Source organism: Shigella sp. FC1567, from assembly GCF_001743015.1.
GTDB classification, from domain to species: domain Bacteria; phylum Pseudomonadota; class Gammaproteobacteria; order Enterobacterales; family Enterobacteriaceae; genus Escherichia; species Escherichia coli.
Map to the genome: position 1 here is coordinate 1 of NZ_MIIV01000017.1, position 13,610 is coordinate 13,610.

General features: G+C 53.8%; 14 protein-coding genes and 3 pseudogenes. 4 read left to right on the plus strand and 13 right to left on the minus strand.

Annotation, left to right across the window (positions count from 1 at the left end):
• Nucleotides 1-261, plus strand: a 261-nt coding sequence (locus tag BHE85_RS01420; protein WP_000317683.1) for an IS1 family transposase, incomplete at its 5' end; no start/stop codon positions are given.
• A 15-nt stretch (nt 262-276) separates the two neighbouring features.
• Here the strand turns inward: BHE85_RS01420 and adeQ are convergent.
• Nucleotides 277-702 (minus strand): annotated as a pseudogene (adeQ, locus tag BHE85_RS01425) (adenine permease AdeQ); the annotation flags it as partial.
• A 174-nt stretch (nt 703-876) separates the two neighbouring features.
• On the opposite strand from adeQ, the gene adeD reads away from it, so the two are divergent.
• Nucleotides 877-2,643, plus strand: a complete 1,767-nt coding sequence (gene adeD, locus BHE85_RS01430; protein WP_001065688.1) for an adenine deaminase — start codon at nt 877-879, stop codon at nt 2,641-2,643.
• A gap of 44 nt (nt 2,644-2,687) precedes the next feature.
• Here the strand turns inward: adeD and uhpT are convergent.
• The 7 genes and pseudogenes from uhpT to ivbL form a co-directional block, all read right to left on the minus strand.
• Nucleotides 2,688-4,078, minus strand: a pseudogene (gene uhpT / locus BHE85_RS01435) (hexose-6-phosphate:phosphate antiporter).
• Nucleotides 4,079-4,215: 137 nt separating this feature from the next.
• On the minus strand, nt 4,216-5,535 hold the full coding sequence (uhpC, locus tag BHE85_RS01440) for an MFS transporter family glucose-6-phosphate receptor UhpC (protein ID WP_000936566.1): 1,320 nt from the start codon (nt 5,533-5,535) through the stop codon (nt 4,216-4,218).
• Nucleotides 5,536-5,544: 9 nt separating this feature from the next.
• Nucleotides 5,545-7,047, minus strand: a complete 1,503-nt coding sequence (gene uhpB / locus BHE85_RS01445; RefSeq protein WP_001295243.1) for a signal transduction histidine-protein kinase/phosphatase UhpB — start codon at nt 7,045-7,047, stop codon at nt 5,545-5,547.
• Nucleotides 7,047-7,637, minus strand: a complete 591-nt coding sequence (gene uhpA, locus BHE85_RS01450; protein ID WP_000633668.1) for a transcriptional regulator UhpA — start codon at nt 7,635-7,637, stop codon at nt 7,047-7,049. Before uhpA ends, uhpB begins: the two co-directional genes overlap by 1 nt.
• Before the next feature lie 73 nt (nt 7,638-7,710).
• Nucleotides 7,711-8,001, minus strand: coding sequence for an acetolactate synthase small subunit (gene ilvN, locus BHE85_RS01455; protein WP_001181713.1), 291 nt, complete (start codon nt 7,999-8,001; stop codon nt 7,711-7,713).
• Nucleotides 8,002-8,004: 3 nt separating this feature from the next.
• The gene (gene ilvB, locus BHE85_RS01460; protein ID WP_000168480.1) at nt 8,005-9,693 is read right to left on the minus strand and encodes an acetolactate synthase large subunit; all 1,689 of its coding nucleotides are present in this window, start codon (nt 9,691-9,693) and stop codon (nt 8,005-8,007) included.
• Between the two features lie 105 nt (nt 9,694-9,798).
• The gene (ivbL, locus tag BHE85_RS01465) at nt 9,799-9,897 is read right to left on the minus strand and encodes an ilvB operon leader peptide IvbL (protein ID WP_001315912.1); all 99 of its coding nucleotides are present in this window, start codon (nt 9,895-9,897) and stop codon (nt 9,799-9,801) included.
• Nucleotides 9,898-10,461: 564 nt separating this feature from the next.
• Between ivbL and tisB the strand changes: the two genes are divergently transcribed.
• Nucleotides 10,462-10,551, plus strand: a complete 90-nt coding sequence (tisB, locus tag BHE85_RS01470) for a type I toxin-antitoxin system toxin TisB (RefSeq protein WP_000060506.1) — start codon at nt 10,462-10,464, stop codon at nt 10,549-10,551.
• 262 nt (nt 10,552-10,813) lie between these two features.
• On the opposite strand, the gene ysdE is transcribed toward tisB, so the two are convergent.
• On the minus strand, nt 10,814-10,888 hold the full coding sequence (gene ysdE, locus BHE85_RS27140; RefSeq protein WP_211180519.1) for a protein YsdE: 75 nt from the start codon (nt 10,886-10,888) through the stop codon (nt 10,814-10,816).
• Between the two features lie 81 nt (nt 10,889-10,969).
• Here ysdE and emrD point away from each other — a divergent pair.
• Nucleotides 10,970-12,147 (plus strand): annotated as a pseudogene (gene emrD / locus BHE85_RS01475) (multidrug efflux MFS transporter EmrD); the annotation flags it as partial.
• Between the two features lie 12 nt (nt 12,148-12,159).
• Here emrD and BHE85_RS26665 read toward each other — a convergent pair.
• The 4 genes from BHE85_RS26665 to BHE85_RS28000 all read right to left on the minus strand — a co-directional run.
• A complete protein-coding gene (locus tag BHE85_RS26665) occupies nt 12,160-12,657 on the minus strand; it encodes a radical SAM protein (RefSeq protein WP_000148057.1) in 498 nt (165 codons plus the stop codon).
• On the minus strand, nt 12,654-13,016 hold the full coding sequence (locus tag BHE85_RS01480; RefSeq protein WP_001113432.1) for a DUF202 domain-containing protein: 363 nt from the start codon (nt 13,014-13,016) through the stop codon (nt 12,654-12,656). Before BHE85_RS01480 ends, BHE85_RS26665 begins: the two co-directional genes overlap by 4 nt.
• The gene (locus tag BHE85_RS01485; RefSeq protein WP_000703959.1) at nt 13,006-13,353 is read right to left on the minus strand and encodes a YidH family protein; all 348 of its coding nucleotides are present in this window, start codon (nt 13,351-13,353) and stop codon (nt 13,006-13,008) included. The genes BHE85_RS01480 and BHE85_RS01485 overlap by 11 nt, the downstream gene beginning before the upstream one ends.
• A gap of 170 nt (nt 13,354-13,523) precedes the next feature.
• The coding region (locus BHE85_RS28000) for a hypothetical protein (protein WP_032292931.1) at nt 13,524-13,610 on the minus strand (87 nt) is incomplete at its 5' end.

Sequence of the window (13,610 nt, forward strand, 5' to 3'; positions counted from 1 at the left end):
ACACTGGAGCGTCTTCTGAGCCTGCTGTCGGCCTTTGAGGTCGTGGTATGGATGACGGATGGCTGGCCGCTGTATGAATCACGCCTGAAGGGAAAGCTGCACGTTATCAGCAAGCGTTACACTCAGCGCATTGAGCGACATAATCTGAATCTGAGACAACATCTGGCAAGGCTGGGACGGAAGTCACTGTCGTTCTCAAAATCGGTGGAGCTGCATGACAAGGTCATCGGGCATTATCTGAACATAAAACACTATCAGTAAGTTGGAGTCATTACCGGGAATGTTGGAGATCATCCAGTACCGGATACGAAACAGCGTGAGCAAAAATAGTCCAACTGCGCCCCAGAATATTGCGCCCATCCCGGTCTGCCAGGAGATGCCCATCGCCCCCACGACCACGAAGGCAAAGAAGGCGTTCAGCCCCATTGCCGGAGCCAGCGCCACGGGTAAGTTAGCAAATATCCCCATCGCAATACTGCCGATACCGGCAATCAAACAGGTGGTAACAAACACCACTTTCGGGTCCATTTGTGCCGCGCCGAGGATTTGCGGGTTCACAAAAACGATGTACACCATGGTTAAAAAAGTGGTCATCCCCGCAATCAATTCTGTGCGGACGGTGGTCCCATGCTGAGGTAGTTTAAATAATCGCGAAAGCATCCCTGATTCATTACTCACGTAATCGGTATTGTCATTATTCATTTTTTTGTCCATTGGAGGAGATTTAATCCCTTGCTTTTGTAAAACAAATGACAACAACGGTTCAGTGATAATTATCACATTTCAATTGCACATTAATAGATATTCTTTAATAATCTCGCGACGTTTCTTTATGATAAATAATAATCAAATTGATAAAATCAAAATGAGAAAAATATGAATAATTCCATTAACCATAAATTTCATCACATTAGCCGGGCTGAATACCAGGAATTGTTAGCCGTTTCCCGTGGCGACGCTGTTGCCGATTATATTATTGATAATGTCTCTATTCTCGACCTGATCAATGGCGGAGAAATTTCCGGCCCAATTGTGATTAAAGGACGTTACATTGCCGGTGTTGGCGCAGAATACGCTGATGCTCCGGCTTTGCAGCGGATTGATGCTCGCGGCGCAACGGCGGTGCCAGGGTTTATTGATGCTCACCTGCATATTGAATCCAGCATGATGACGCCGGTCACCTTTGAAACCGCTACCCTGCCGCGCGGCCTGACGACCGTTATTTGCGACCCTCATGAAATCGTCAACGTGATGGGAGAAGCCGGATTCGCCTGGTTTGCCCGCTGTGCCGAACAGGCAAGGCAAAACCAGTACTTACAGGTCAGCTCTTGCGTACCCGCCCTGGAAGGCTGCGATGTTAACGGTGCCAGTTTTACCCTTGAACAGATGCTCGCCTGGCGGGACCATCCGCAGGTTACCGGCCTTGCAGAAATGATGGACTACCCTGGCGTAATTAGCGGGCAGAATGCGCTGCTCGATAAACTGGATGCATTTCGCCACCTGACGCTGGACGGTCACTGCCCGGGTTTGGGTGGTAAAGAACTTAACGCCTATATTACTGCGGGTATTGAAAACTGCCACGAAAGTTATCAGCTGGAAGAAGGACGCCGGAAATTACAACTCGGCATGTCGTTGATGATCCGCGAAGGGTCCGCTGCCCGCAATCTCAACGCGCTGGCACCGTTGATCAACGAATTTAACAGCCCGCAATGCATGCTCTGTACCGATGACCGTAACCCGTGGGAGATCGCCCATGAAGGACACATCGATGCCTTAATTCGCCGCCTGATCGAACAACACAATGTGCCGCTGCATGTGGCATATCGCGTCGCCAGCTGGTCGACGGCGCGCCACTTTGGTCTGAATCACCTCGACTTACTGGCACCCGGCAAGCAGGCCGATATCGTCCTGTTGAGCGATGCGCGTAAGGTCACGGTGCAGCAGGTACTGGTGAAAGGCGAGCCGATTGATGCGCAAACCTTACAGGCGGAAGAGTCGGCGAGACTGGCACAATCCGCTCCGCCATATGGCAACACCATTGCCCGCCAGCCAGTTTCCGCCAGCGACTTTGCCCTGCAATTTACGCCCGGAAAACGCTATCGGGTCATTGACGTCATCCATAACGAATTGATTACGCACTCCCACTCCAGCGTCTACAGCGAAAATGGTTTTGATCGCGATGATGTGTGCTTTATTGCCGTACTTGAGCGTTACGGGCAACGGCTGGCTCCGGCTTGTGGTTTGCTTGGCGGCTTTGGACTGAATGAAGGTGCGCTGGCTGCGACGGTCAGCCATGACAGCCATAATATTGTGGTGATCGGTCGCAGTGCCGAAGAGATGGCGCTGGCGGTCTATCAGGTGATTCAGGATGGCGGCGGGCTGTGCGTGGTACGTAACGGCCAGGTCCAAAGTCATCTGCCGTTGCCCATTGCCGGCCTGATGAGCACCGACACGGCGCAGTCGCTGGCGGAACAAATTGACGCCTTGAAAGCCGCCGCCCGTGAATGCGGTCCGTTACCCGATGAGCCGTTTATTCAGATGGCGTTTCTTTCTCTGCCAGTGATCCCCGCGCTCAAACTAACCAGTCAGGGGCTATTTGATGGCGAGAAGTTTGTCTTCACTACGCTGGAAGTCACGGAATAATAAAAAAGCCCGGCGTCATGCCGGGCAAAAGTCACCAGTTACGTTTATGCCACTGTCAACTGCTGAATTTTTTTCTCGCGGCGGATTTTGCGTTCTTCCATCACCGCCACTATCGCCATCAGGCAGATACAACCAATCGCGGCGATATCAAGTGCGGCGAAGGTGCCTGCCCAGCCGGTAAGGCCGAATACCGGCGTCCCATCGGCAATCATTCCCAGACCTAACTTGGCAAAGCTGTCACCAATCAGGTAAGCAAAGGTGCCTTTAATACCATCGGCAGCGCCAATCGCTTTTTTAGGTACAAAGCCAACAGCAGCCACACCAATCAACAATTGCGGGCCAAAGACCAGGAAACCCAACGCAAAGAGAGAAGCCAGATAGATATATTCGTTGCTGGCATGTTGATACACACCGAGCGTGGCGATAATCAGCGCCAGCGCGATGCAGGCCACCAGGCCACGCGACCGTTCGCCAGGTCAGAGAGCCAGCCCCACAGCAGCGTACCGACCAGCGCACCAGCTTCAAACAGCGTAAAGCCCTGAATCGCCACCGCTTTAGAGAGTTTCAGTTCCTGGAACGCGTATACGGTTGACCACTGGTCGATACCAATACGTACCACATAGAGGAAAATGTTGGCGAAGCACAGCAGCCAGATCACTTTGTTTTTCAGCACATACTCAACAAAGATCTGCCACTTGGTCATATCGGTAGATTCTGTCTCTTTGTCCTCTTCGCTGATCTCCTCGCCGAACAGTTCTTCAGCTTTGCCGAGGCCATAAGATTCTGGGGAGTCGCTGCCGTAACGCAGGCCGATAAAACCGACAATCAGCGCGATAATCGACGGGAAGATAAACATGCCGATGACATGGCCATCGAACAGGTAATTTGCCCCGAACAGCGCCACACCTGCTGCGCCTGCACCGCCAAGGTTGTGAGAAATATTCCAGAAACCGAGGAATGTCCCGCGTTTACGACGCGGCGTCCATTTGGTGATGGTGGAGTAACTGCACGAACCGCCGGTACTCTGGAAAAAGCCGCTTAAGGCGTAGAAGGCAATCATCAGGAACAGGCTAACCGAGCCGCTGCCCATACTGGCACTGAAGCCCAGCATACAAATGGCAGACAGGATCAGCATGAACGGCAGGAATTGTTTGGTGTTTTTGCCGTCGGCGTAGTATGAAACCAACGTTTTACCCACGCCATAAGTGATGGAGAAACCCAGGCCGATCATCCCCAGCTGCGTCATGCTCAACCCGTAGGTCGAAATCATATCGTTCTGCGCGATGTTAAAGTTCTTGCGAATCAGGTACATCGTCAGGTAGCCGATAAAGACCACCAGGTAGGATTGCATGAACGGTTTGAACCACATTTTGCGCCGCACTTCGAGCGGAAGGTCCAGGGTCGGCTTGCGAACCTGGTTTAGGAAAGCCAGCATGGGTTACTCCTGAAATGAATACCTGCGTGAGGCATGCATTGTAAAAATCAGCAGCAAATCAGGCCTGAGATAGCGTCCAGGCAAAACCTGGAAAATTTCTTAGTTTTGCCGGATATGAAGTGAAAAGGTGAGATGCATCACGCTTCGCGCGGTGTCTGGGCGTTCAAAAAGGGCAGTAACAGCAGTGCGGAAATCCCGGCGGCGATAGAGATAACCACAAAAAATCCGCTCCAGTGCCAGGTATCGAGTACTTTCGCCAGCGGCCAACCAGCAAGCGACGCCCCCAGATAAGCAAACAAGCCGACAAACCCCGTCGCCGCCCCTGCCGCCTCTTTGTGGGAACACTCTGCCGCCGCCATACCGATTAACATCTGTGGGCCAAAGACAAAAAAACCAATGGTGAAGAAGCAGGTTGCCTGCATCACGTAGCTGGCAAATGGCATCAGCCACAGGGAGCCGACTGAAAGCAAAATTCCGGCGGCGAAAATCAAATTCATCGGCCCTCGGTTGCCGTTAAACAATTTGTCCGAGCCCCAACCCGCTACCAGCGCACCGATAAATCCACCCAGTTCAAACATCGTCACTGCCGTATTCGCCGTGACCAGATCGACGCCCAGCGTCTCGGACATATACAAATTGCCCCAGTCGTTGATCGCCGCCCGGACCACATAGACCAGCACATAGCAAAACGAAAGCAGCCAGATATACGGATTCAGCAACACATATTTGGTGAGGATCTCTTTACGCGTCAGCCCTGCCCCTTCTTGTTGTTGAGCTATCTCCAGCGCGTCGTGTCGCCATTCACCGACCGCCGGTAAACCTAACGCCTGCGGGCGATCGCGCAGCCGCCAGCAGAGAAAAATTCCCACGACGATCGCCATACAACCAGCAATCATCATCCCGGCACGCCAGCCGTAATGTAGTGCAGCCGCTGCCATCACAATGGGAATGAGTGCGCCGCCGACGTTATGCGCCGTGTTCCATAATGCCCACCAACCACCGCGCTCGGTACGTGAATACCAGGCCGTTAACAGACGCGCACACACCGGTGAACCCCAGCCCTGGAAAAAGGCGTTCAGCACCCAGAGTACTGCAAACGCCCATAGCGACGTCGAGAAGCCAAACAGAATGTTGATAATGCCCGTGGCGATAAGCCCTATCCCCATAAAATAACGGGCATTTGAGCGATCGCTGACAATGCCGGAGACAAACTTCGACACGCCATAGGTAATGTAAAACAGGGTCGCTAACAGGCCGATATCGCTACGGCTGAGCACGCCGTTAGCAAGGATTTCTGGTACGGCGGCGTTAAAACTTTTCCGCGTGAAGTAAAACAGCGCGTAACCCAGCCAGATGGTCAGCAGAATATGCCGACGCCAGTAGCGATAGCGGGCATCAATTTCATATTTATCAGTCATTAATGGCGCATCGGCAGGCGCTTTCAGAAACGGCAACATCATCAAACCTTAGACATAGCGTTGAGGTAGAGAAACGCTGACACGCGTGCCGTGCAGACAGGAAATGTGTAATGTGCCACCCAGCGCCGTTACGCGCTCGCGCATTCCGGTGAGGCCAAAACCTTGTTGCCCGGAACCCGGCGGCAAACCGCTGCCATCGTCTTCAATAACCAGCATCAACCGTTCATCCTGCTGCCAGCCTTGCAGGGTGACCGCGCTGGCATCAGCATGTTTCACAATGTTGTTCAGCCCTTCCTGGCAGACACGAAACAGCGTTACGCGCTGGTTTTCGCTTAACGCTGATTCATCGATTCGCCATTCGAGATGGCTGACAATACCGCGCCCTTCCAGCTCCATTTCCCGCATCAGTGAGCGGATGGCCTGCTCCAGGGTGAGATCATCCAACTGGCGCGGACGTAACCGACCCAACAAACGGCGCACCGCGTCGTAAACGCCCAGCGATAGTTGTTCGATGAGCTGCCCGCTCTGCTTCACGCTGGCGTTATCTGCCGCCAGCCGCTGAACAATGCCCGCCTGAGTACGAATAGCAGTGATGGTCTGACCGATATCATCATGCAGCTCACGCGCCACATCACGGCGCACGCTCTCTTCGGTTTCCAGCAACCGTTCAGCCAGATGCTGATTGCGCGCCAGTTCCTTTTGCAGCGACTGGTTAAGTTCACGCAACCGCTGGATGCCAGCGCCAAGCAACAACCCTGTCAGACTTTGCACCAGCAGCGAGAGCAATAAATCCACCGGATGATCGCGCCAGGTTTGACTGGCGATCAGCGCGATGGCGTTCATCAACGTCGCAATCAGCGCCCCTTGCCAACCATAGTGCCAGGCCAGCGCGATAATCGGCAGCGCCAGACAGAATGGCGTAAAGCGCGACAGTTCGTCCGGCAATCCCAACTGGAGCCAGAGACTGATAACAAACAGCAGCAAGTACCAGACCAGATGTCGCCCGCGCCAGTTGATTGGCTGAGAAACCAGTGACGGGCCGAGCGGCAGCCAGGTGTTATTGGCGAGATAGTGCCAGAACACCAGACATATCGGGGCCAGCGTCAGGCCGCCAGTTAAAGTCAGCAACAGCGCATTCCACGACTCTTTGCCGTGCCAAAGCCAGGGCAGCGACTGCAACAACGCCGCCGCCGTTAACGCCGCCCCCTGTAACAGCAAGGTGCGCCAGTCACGCTGATGGCGATAGCGCGAGATCAGCGCTACGGGCAGTAACGTCAGTAAACTACCGATCATCAATAACGGAAAATGGGTTAAACCGACCGCCTGCGTTAGCCAGTAAATCAGCAGCCACTCCGCGCCCAGCAGCACCGGCCAGTATCCGCGCGGGCATTGCAGCATTAGCCCCAGACGCAGACCAAACGGAAATAACAGCACCGCCATATCAGGGCGCTCAACCAGATGCAGGCTGATACTCCACAGGCAAAACCATGCGGCAGAGAAGATAAAAAAGCAGGCAATAACGGTAATTAAGCGGGAGAACAACGTCTTCATCACCAGCCATCAAACATGCGGCGCGCCAGCTCTACGTCGTTACTGACGCCCAGTTTTTCCATCAGATTGGCGCGATGGACGTGTACCGTTTTCGGTGACAAGCCCAGTTCGGCGGCAATCTCTTTCACCGCCATTCCTTGCGCCAGTTTTTCCGCCACCTGGCGTTCACGTTTGGTTAGCGGGTCCTGACGACCGGATGCCAGTTTAATGGCAATATCCGGCGTCAGATAACAGCCGCCCGTGGCAACCGTATGCACCGCAGCAATGAGTTCATCCGGGCTACAGCGTTTGGAAAGAAAGCCGCGTGCCCCCGCGTTAAGCGCCTGCTCAACCAGCGCAGGACTGTCGTGAACGGAGAGCATAATCGTCGCCATACCTTTCGGCAGCTGGCTTAGCAGCTCCAGACCGGAGATATCGGGCATGGAGATATCGCAAATACACACCTGCACACCGCGCCCCGGCAGCCCCGCCAGCGCCTCGCGCCCCGAACCAAACTCGGCAACTACCTGCAAATCAGGTTCCAGCCCCAGCAGCTGCGCAAAGCCGGAGCGGACGATGAGGTGATCGTCTATAAGGGCAACGGTGATCATGGTCTTGTCCTGGCGGGTAAAAAAAACGCGCTTACCTTAACGATAAGCGCGATGTTGTTCAAGCCTTGAGCGGTTACTGAAAAAACACCGCGATCTTGTTAAACATCGTCGGATCGGACTGATTACGCTGCACTTTCACAACATCTTCCAGCTTATCGATTTGGCTTATCATCTGCTCCAGACGCTGGTCGTCATTGACCAGTAGCCAGATATGGCTTTTGTCGCTGTCCTGAATCGGCAGACAAAGAATGCCTTCAACGTTAAAAGCGCGGCGGGCAAAAAGGCCACAAACGTGGGTCATTACGCCCGGATGGTTGCGAACGGTGAGCTCCAGAATTACGTTGTTATGAGTTGTGTTTTGCATGGCTTATTCCCCCACCATTTCAGTATTCGCCGCACCTGGCGGCACCATCGGGTAAACTTTTTCTTCGGCATCAATGCGCACATGGATCAGCGCCGGGCCAGGGCGATTGATGATTTCCTGCAATGCAGCCTGCGGATCGGCTTCGTTATTCAAATCACAGGTTTCGAGGCCGAATCCGGCGGCAATCTGCATAAAGTTGATTTTGCCCGGATAGGTGGCGGCAAAAACGCCTTGCTCGTAGAACAGACTCTGTTGCTGATGCACCAGCCCCAGCGCTTCGTTGTTCATCAGAATGATTTTGACATCCAGCTGATTTTCACTGGCGGTCGCCATCTCCTGAATATTCATCATCAGGCTGCCGTCGCCGGAGAAACACAACACTTTGCGATCCGGGTTCGCCAGCGCCGCGCCAATCGCCGCAGGCAGGCCAAAACCCATCGTGCCCAGCCCACCGGAGGTCAGCCACTGGCGTGGGCGATTGAGCGGATAAGCTTGCGCGGTCCACATCTGATGCTGACCCACATCGGTGGTGATAATCGCATTGTCATCGACACAGGCGGCAACGGCGTTGATCAGGCCGTAATGGCTTAATGGATCGCACGCTTTCGGGATTGGACACGGGAATTCGCGCTGCAAATCCGCTACCAACTGGTGCCACTCTGCACGCGGTTGCGCTTCCACCTGCGGGATCAATTGCGCCAGCACGTCATCAACATCCGCCTGAATCGCCACATGCGGCTGCTTGATTTTACCCAGCTCTGCGCGATCGATATCGACATGAATAATTTTGGCATTCGGACAGAACTGCTCGGTTTTGCCAATCGCCCGGTCATCAAAACGCGCACCGAGCACTATCAACAAATCCGCCTCCTGCAAAATATAGTTGGTGCTGCGCACGCCGTGCATCCCCAGCATACCCAGCGACAACGGATGCGCTTTTGGCAACATGCCCAGCGCCATTAAAGTCATGGTGGTAGGCAGTTGCGCTTTCTCCGCCAGTTCACGCACCCGTGCGGGCGCATTGATCACACCGCCGCCCAGATAAAGCACCGGGCGTTTGGCAGCGTTAATCATCGCCGCTGCGTCACGAATGCTTTCTTCACTAAAGGCGGGGGCGGCGGCTTTTTCTGCCATAGCGGGCTGTGTTTCAATCTCAAAAACTGCCGTTTGCACATCCTTAGGAATGTCTATCCACACCGGGCCTGGGCGGCCTGATTGCGCAATGCGGAAGGCATCGCTCATGACCTGCGGGAGTTCTTCGATATGTCTGACCAGATAGTTGTGTTTGGTGATGGGGATAGAGATGCCGTAGGTGTCCACTTCCTGGAAGGCGTCGGTGCCGATCATCGAGGCGGGAACCTGACCGGTGATGCAAATCAGCGGGATGGAGTCCAGCCGCGCATCGGCAATGGCGGTCACCAGGTTAGTCGCACCCGGTCCGCTACAGGCCATACAGACCGCCGGTTTACCGTCGGTGCGCGCCATCCCCTGAGCGATAAATCCCGCGCCCTGTTCATGACGGGCCAGAATATGGCGGATTTGCGTGCTTTGGCTTAAGGCATCGTAAACAGGCAGGATAGAACCGCCCGGAATGCCCGTCACAATCTTAATGCCCTGCTGTTCCAGGAAATGAACGATAAATTCTGCGCCGGTAAAGCGCTTACGCGTCGATGTTGTGCCCGAACTTGCCATGCTCCAGTCCTTTTCTTCTGGGCCGACTTTCCGGGAGGTGCTTAAACGAAAAACCCCGCCCGGTTTGCGCCGGCGGGGTTTTGGAATCGTGTGTTGTTCCAGTCCCTACGGCGCATTGCCGACGACCACCACCACACGCACGACGACCACTGCGGCGGATAGCGCAGTTGGTAGTAGTTTTGCGTTGAACATGGAAGTAGTCATTGGGGACCTTGTTGGTTTTGTGTTTAACAATATTTATACAAGCACAGCTTTACAGGGGAGACAATGGAAAATTTTTCAGCAAGGGAAAATTGAGGGGCTGATCACGTTTTGTACTGAATTGCAGGTAACAAAAAACCCCGCCGGAGCGAGGTTTCATCAGCCGCCTGCAGCTGGTAACCGCAAAGCACACTGTATTATGTCAACACTGAAAGTATACGTGTTCCGCGCAGAACGCGCAATTTCGGCACGAATTTTGACGTATTTAGGGCATAGTTGAGTATCGATCACAGTTTGCGTTTTGTCCAAATATCACTGTTTATTTATACAGTAAACTTCTATAATATCACTGTACGCAATGTATTATGCGGGGGCCGCATCGTTACCCGGCGCACTAAGTCCTGGCTGAAACGGGTGGTGCCGTCAGCGCCTTAACCCCGCGTGAGCACACTGTGTTATGTCAACAAGCACAACGTTTCTCCTTGAGATACCGCGTGCACAACAGCTGGCAACAGGCAGCGGAAAGGTACGTCAGCTGGCAGTGCTCCTGAACCACAGGAGACGCGTATGAGCCTGGTGGATATCGCCATTCTTATCCTCAAACTCATTGTTGCAGCACTGCAACTGCTTGATGCTGTTCTGAAATACCTGAAGTAATTCAGATTCAAGTCGCACCAAAGGGGAGCGGGTAACCGCTCCCCTTTTATATTTAGCGTGCGGGTTGGAGTTGGGGGCTTCTTCTACCAGCAGAATGTTTGCACCTGCGCTGCCTGTGCCCCTCACCCTAGCCCTCTCCCCAAAGGGGCGAGGGGACCGTCCCGTGCAATGTTTAGCTCATTTTCTGAAAGGGAACGGTGGTTTCCCCCTCGCCCCTTTGGGGAGAGGGTTACAGTTCGCACGTAATCCCTCCCGGCAACATTTATTGCCGCTTTTGTTTACATATTCTGCCGCTAAACAATTCCCCATTCCTGGCGTATATCTGGCTAACATTCATCAATGTGATAGATTCCTCTCCCGCATTTATGGGAATGCGTAGTGACTTATTCTAATTATTTTTATAAAAGCATCCGTGATAATGAAAAGGCAAAGAAACGTCAATTTGTTATTGATGTTGGTATTACTCGTGGCCGTCGGTCAGATGGCGCAAACCATTTATATTCCAGCTATTGCCGATATGGCGCGCGATCTCAACGTCCGTGAAGGGGCGGTGCAGAGCGTAATGGGCGCTTATCTGCTGACTTACGGTGTCTCACAGCTGTTTTATGGCCCGATTTCCGACCGTGTGGGTCGCCGACCGGTGATCCTCGTCGGAATGTCCATTTTTATGCTGGCAACGCTGGTCGCGGTCACGACCTCCAGTTTGACGGTATTGATTGCCGCCAGCGCGATGCAGGGGATGGGCACCGGCGTTGGCGGCGTAATGGCGCGTACTTTGCCGCGAGATTTATATGAACGGACACAGTTGCGCCATGCTAACAGCCTGTTAAACATGGGGATTCTCGTCAGTCCGTTGCTCGCACCGCTAATCGGCGGTCTGCTGGATACGATGTGGAACTGGCGCGCCTGTTATCTCTTTTTGTTGGTTCTTTGTGTTGGTGTGACCTTCAGTATGGCCCGCTGGATGCCGGAAACGCGTCCGGTCGATGCACCGCGCACGCGCCTGCTTACCAGTTATAAAACGCTTTTCGGTAACAGCGGTTTTAACTGTTATTTGCTGATGCTGATTGGCGGTCTGGCCGGGATTGCCGCCTTTGAAGCCTGCTCCGGCGTGCTGATGGGCGCGGTGTTAGGGCTGAGCAGTATGACGGTCAGTATTTTGTTTATTCTGCCGATTCCGGCAGCGTTTTTTGGCGCATGGTTTGCCGGACGTCCCAATAAACGCTTCTCCACGTTAATGTGGCAGTCGGTTATCTGCTGCCTGCTGGCTGGCTTGCTGATGTGGATCCCCGACTGGTTTGGCGTGATGAATGTCTGGACGCTGCTCGTTCCCGCCGCGCTGTTCTTTTTCGGTGCCGGGATGCTGTTTCCGCTGGCGACCAGCGCGCGATGGAGCCGTTCCTCTTCCTGGCGGGCACGGCTGGCGCGCTGGTCGGCGGTCTGCAAAACATTGGTTCCGGCGTGCTGGCGTCGCTCTCTGCGATGTTGCCGCAAACCGGTCAGGGTAGCCTGGGGTTATTGATGACCTTAATGGGATTGTTGATCGTGCTGTGCTGGCTGCCGCTGGCGACGCTGATGTCGCATCAGGGGCAGCCGTTTAAGCGCACGTCACCGCAGCATCGTCATCAGCTCCATGGGAGAACGATGCTGCTTTATCAGATCACGCATCACCCGCATATGCGGTGCGGAGTAAGAATAAAACGCCTGATAGCCCGCACAAAGCACGCTGTCTGGCGTCTCCTGCCGAGCGTGCGGGCACAGGCGATGCCAGTCGCACGCCTGGCAGTCACGGCGCGGTTGCGGGTTTTCGCCGCCACACCATTTTTGTAAGGTGGCGTCAAAAAGCTCAATCGAGATACGACTGATATCTGCCCGCACCCAACACTCGAACAGGGCAATTAAAAATTTCCCCCACAGCTCTGCTGTCACCGAAGCGGCCGTCAGATCGCCCCGGTCATCAAATTCAAGATAGGGAATGAGCTGTACGGAGCGGATGCCCCGCTGTTTGAAATTGTGATAAAAATCGGCAGGTTGCAGAGCATCCTTGTACTCTACAACCAGTTTATGCCTGTCCTCTTCAGCATCAATGACCTGACTTCCTGTCATGCGACTCTCTCAATAAATACGATAAGTTGATGTATATGCGTTACAGCAAACAGTATTGCGAGAGATAACACCGCGAGGGAGATCAAAAATTTGTCACGGACTACGTGAAATTGGGAAAAATCGCTATTCGTGACATCCATTAAATTGCGATTACGGGTGTAGTGCCAGAGGATCAGCGCCACGATGGCGAGAATGCCAATCGAAATCCAGAATAACATGCCCGCCTGGTGCCAGTTGTGTTTGATAGCCAACGCCATCAACGCGCCGTAGCCCAGCATGGTACGAAACCACGCCAGTGATGTGCGCTCCGGCTGCAGTCCTGGGTCGGCAATGCGTCTGGCTTTGCGGCTATCCGGCATACAACACCAGTCCCATAACGATCACCGCCACGACCATCAATATTAAGCTAATGATTAATAAGCTGTTGGTGTAGGGCAGGTCCTCTTTCAGACGCATCGCTTTTTCATTGCGTAACCAGCGCAGGTAGCCATACATTGCTAACCCGCCGGAAAACAGACACAACAACAACGCCAGCAGTTCACGAATGACGGGCGTGGCGAAATCTGGCGCAAGTTGATCAAGCCCAACCCCCGCCGCCAGAAATCCTAGTGCGGTACGGATCCACGCCAGAAAAGTACGCTCATTAGCCAGCGAGAAGCGGTAATCGGGCGCTTCTCCAAGGCGGGAAATTTTCATTGTTGCTCCTTTGCAATTTCACTAACGCTCTATCTTTAGCGGTTTTTTTTAAGAATTTCGTCCGCCCGTTTCCTGATATGCTTTTGCCATCCGCTACAAGGAGGTCAGATGGGTATCATAGCGCAAATTGACATCCTCCACGCCCTGAAGGACGAGGATCCCTGCTACGTTCAGGCTGTCGCCTGAATCATTTCGGTGGGTTCCTGCTTCAACGGGCGGCCTGACTGCACCATCTCTCCACAGGCAAGAACGGCGTG

Coding starts and splice junctions, on each gene's coding strand:
- BHE85_RS01480 (WP_001113432.1), bottom strand. CDS start 13,016: ATGCCGGATAGCCGCAAAGCCAGACGCATTGCCGACCCAGGACTGCAG.
- BHE85_RS01485 (WP_000703959.1), bottom strand. CDS start 13,353: ATGAAAATTTCCCGCCTTGGAGAAGCGCCCGATTACCGCTTCTCGCTG.
- ilvN (WP_001181713.1), bottom strand. CDS start 8,001: ATGCAAAACACAACTCATAACAACGTAATTCTGGAGCTCACCGTTCGC.
- uhpB (WP_001295243.1), bottom strand. CDS start 7,047: ATGAAGACGTTGTTCTCCCGCTTAATTACCGTTATTGCCTGCTTTTTT.
- uhpC (WP_000936566.1), bottom strand. CDS start 5,535: ATGTTGCCGTTTCTGAAAGCGCCTGCCGATGCGCCATTAATGACTGAT.
- tisB (WP_000060506.1), top strand. CDS start 10,462: ATGAGCCTGGTGGATATCGCCATTCTTATCCTCAAACTCATTGTTGCA.
- ilvB (WP_000168480.1), bottom strand. CDS start 9,693: ATGGCAAGTTCGGGCACAACATCGACGCGTAAGCGCTTTACCGGCGCA.
- ivbL (WP_001315912.1), bottom strand. CDS start 9,897: ATGACTACTTCCATGTTCAACGCAAAACTACTACCAACTGCGCTATCC.
- BHE85_RS26665 (WP_000148057.1), bottom strand. CDS start 12,657: ATGACAGGAAGTCAGGTCATTGATGCTGAAGAGGACAGGCATAAACTG.
- adeD (WP_001065688.1), top strand. CDS start 877: ATGAATAATTCCATTAACCATAAATTTCATCACATTAGCCGGGCTGAA.
- uhpA (WP_000633668.1), bottom strand. CDS start 7,637: ATGATCACCGTTGCCCTTATAGACGATCACCTCATCGTCCGCTCCGGC.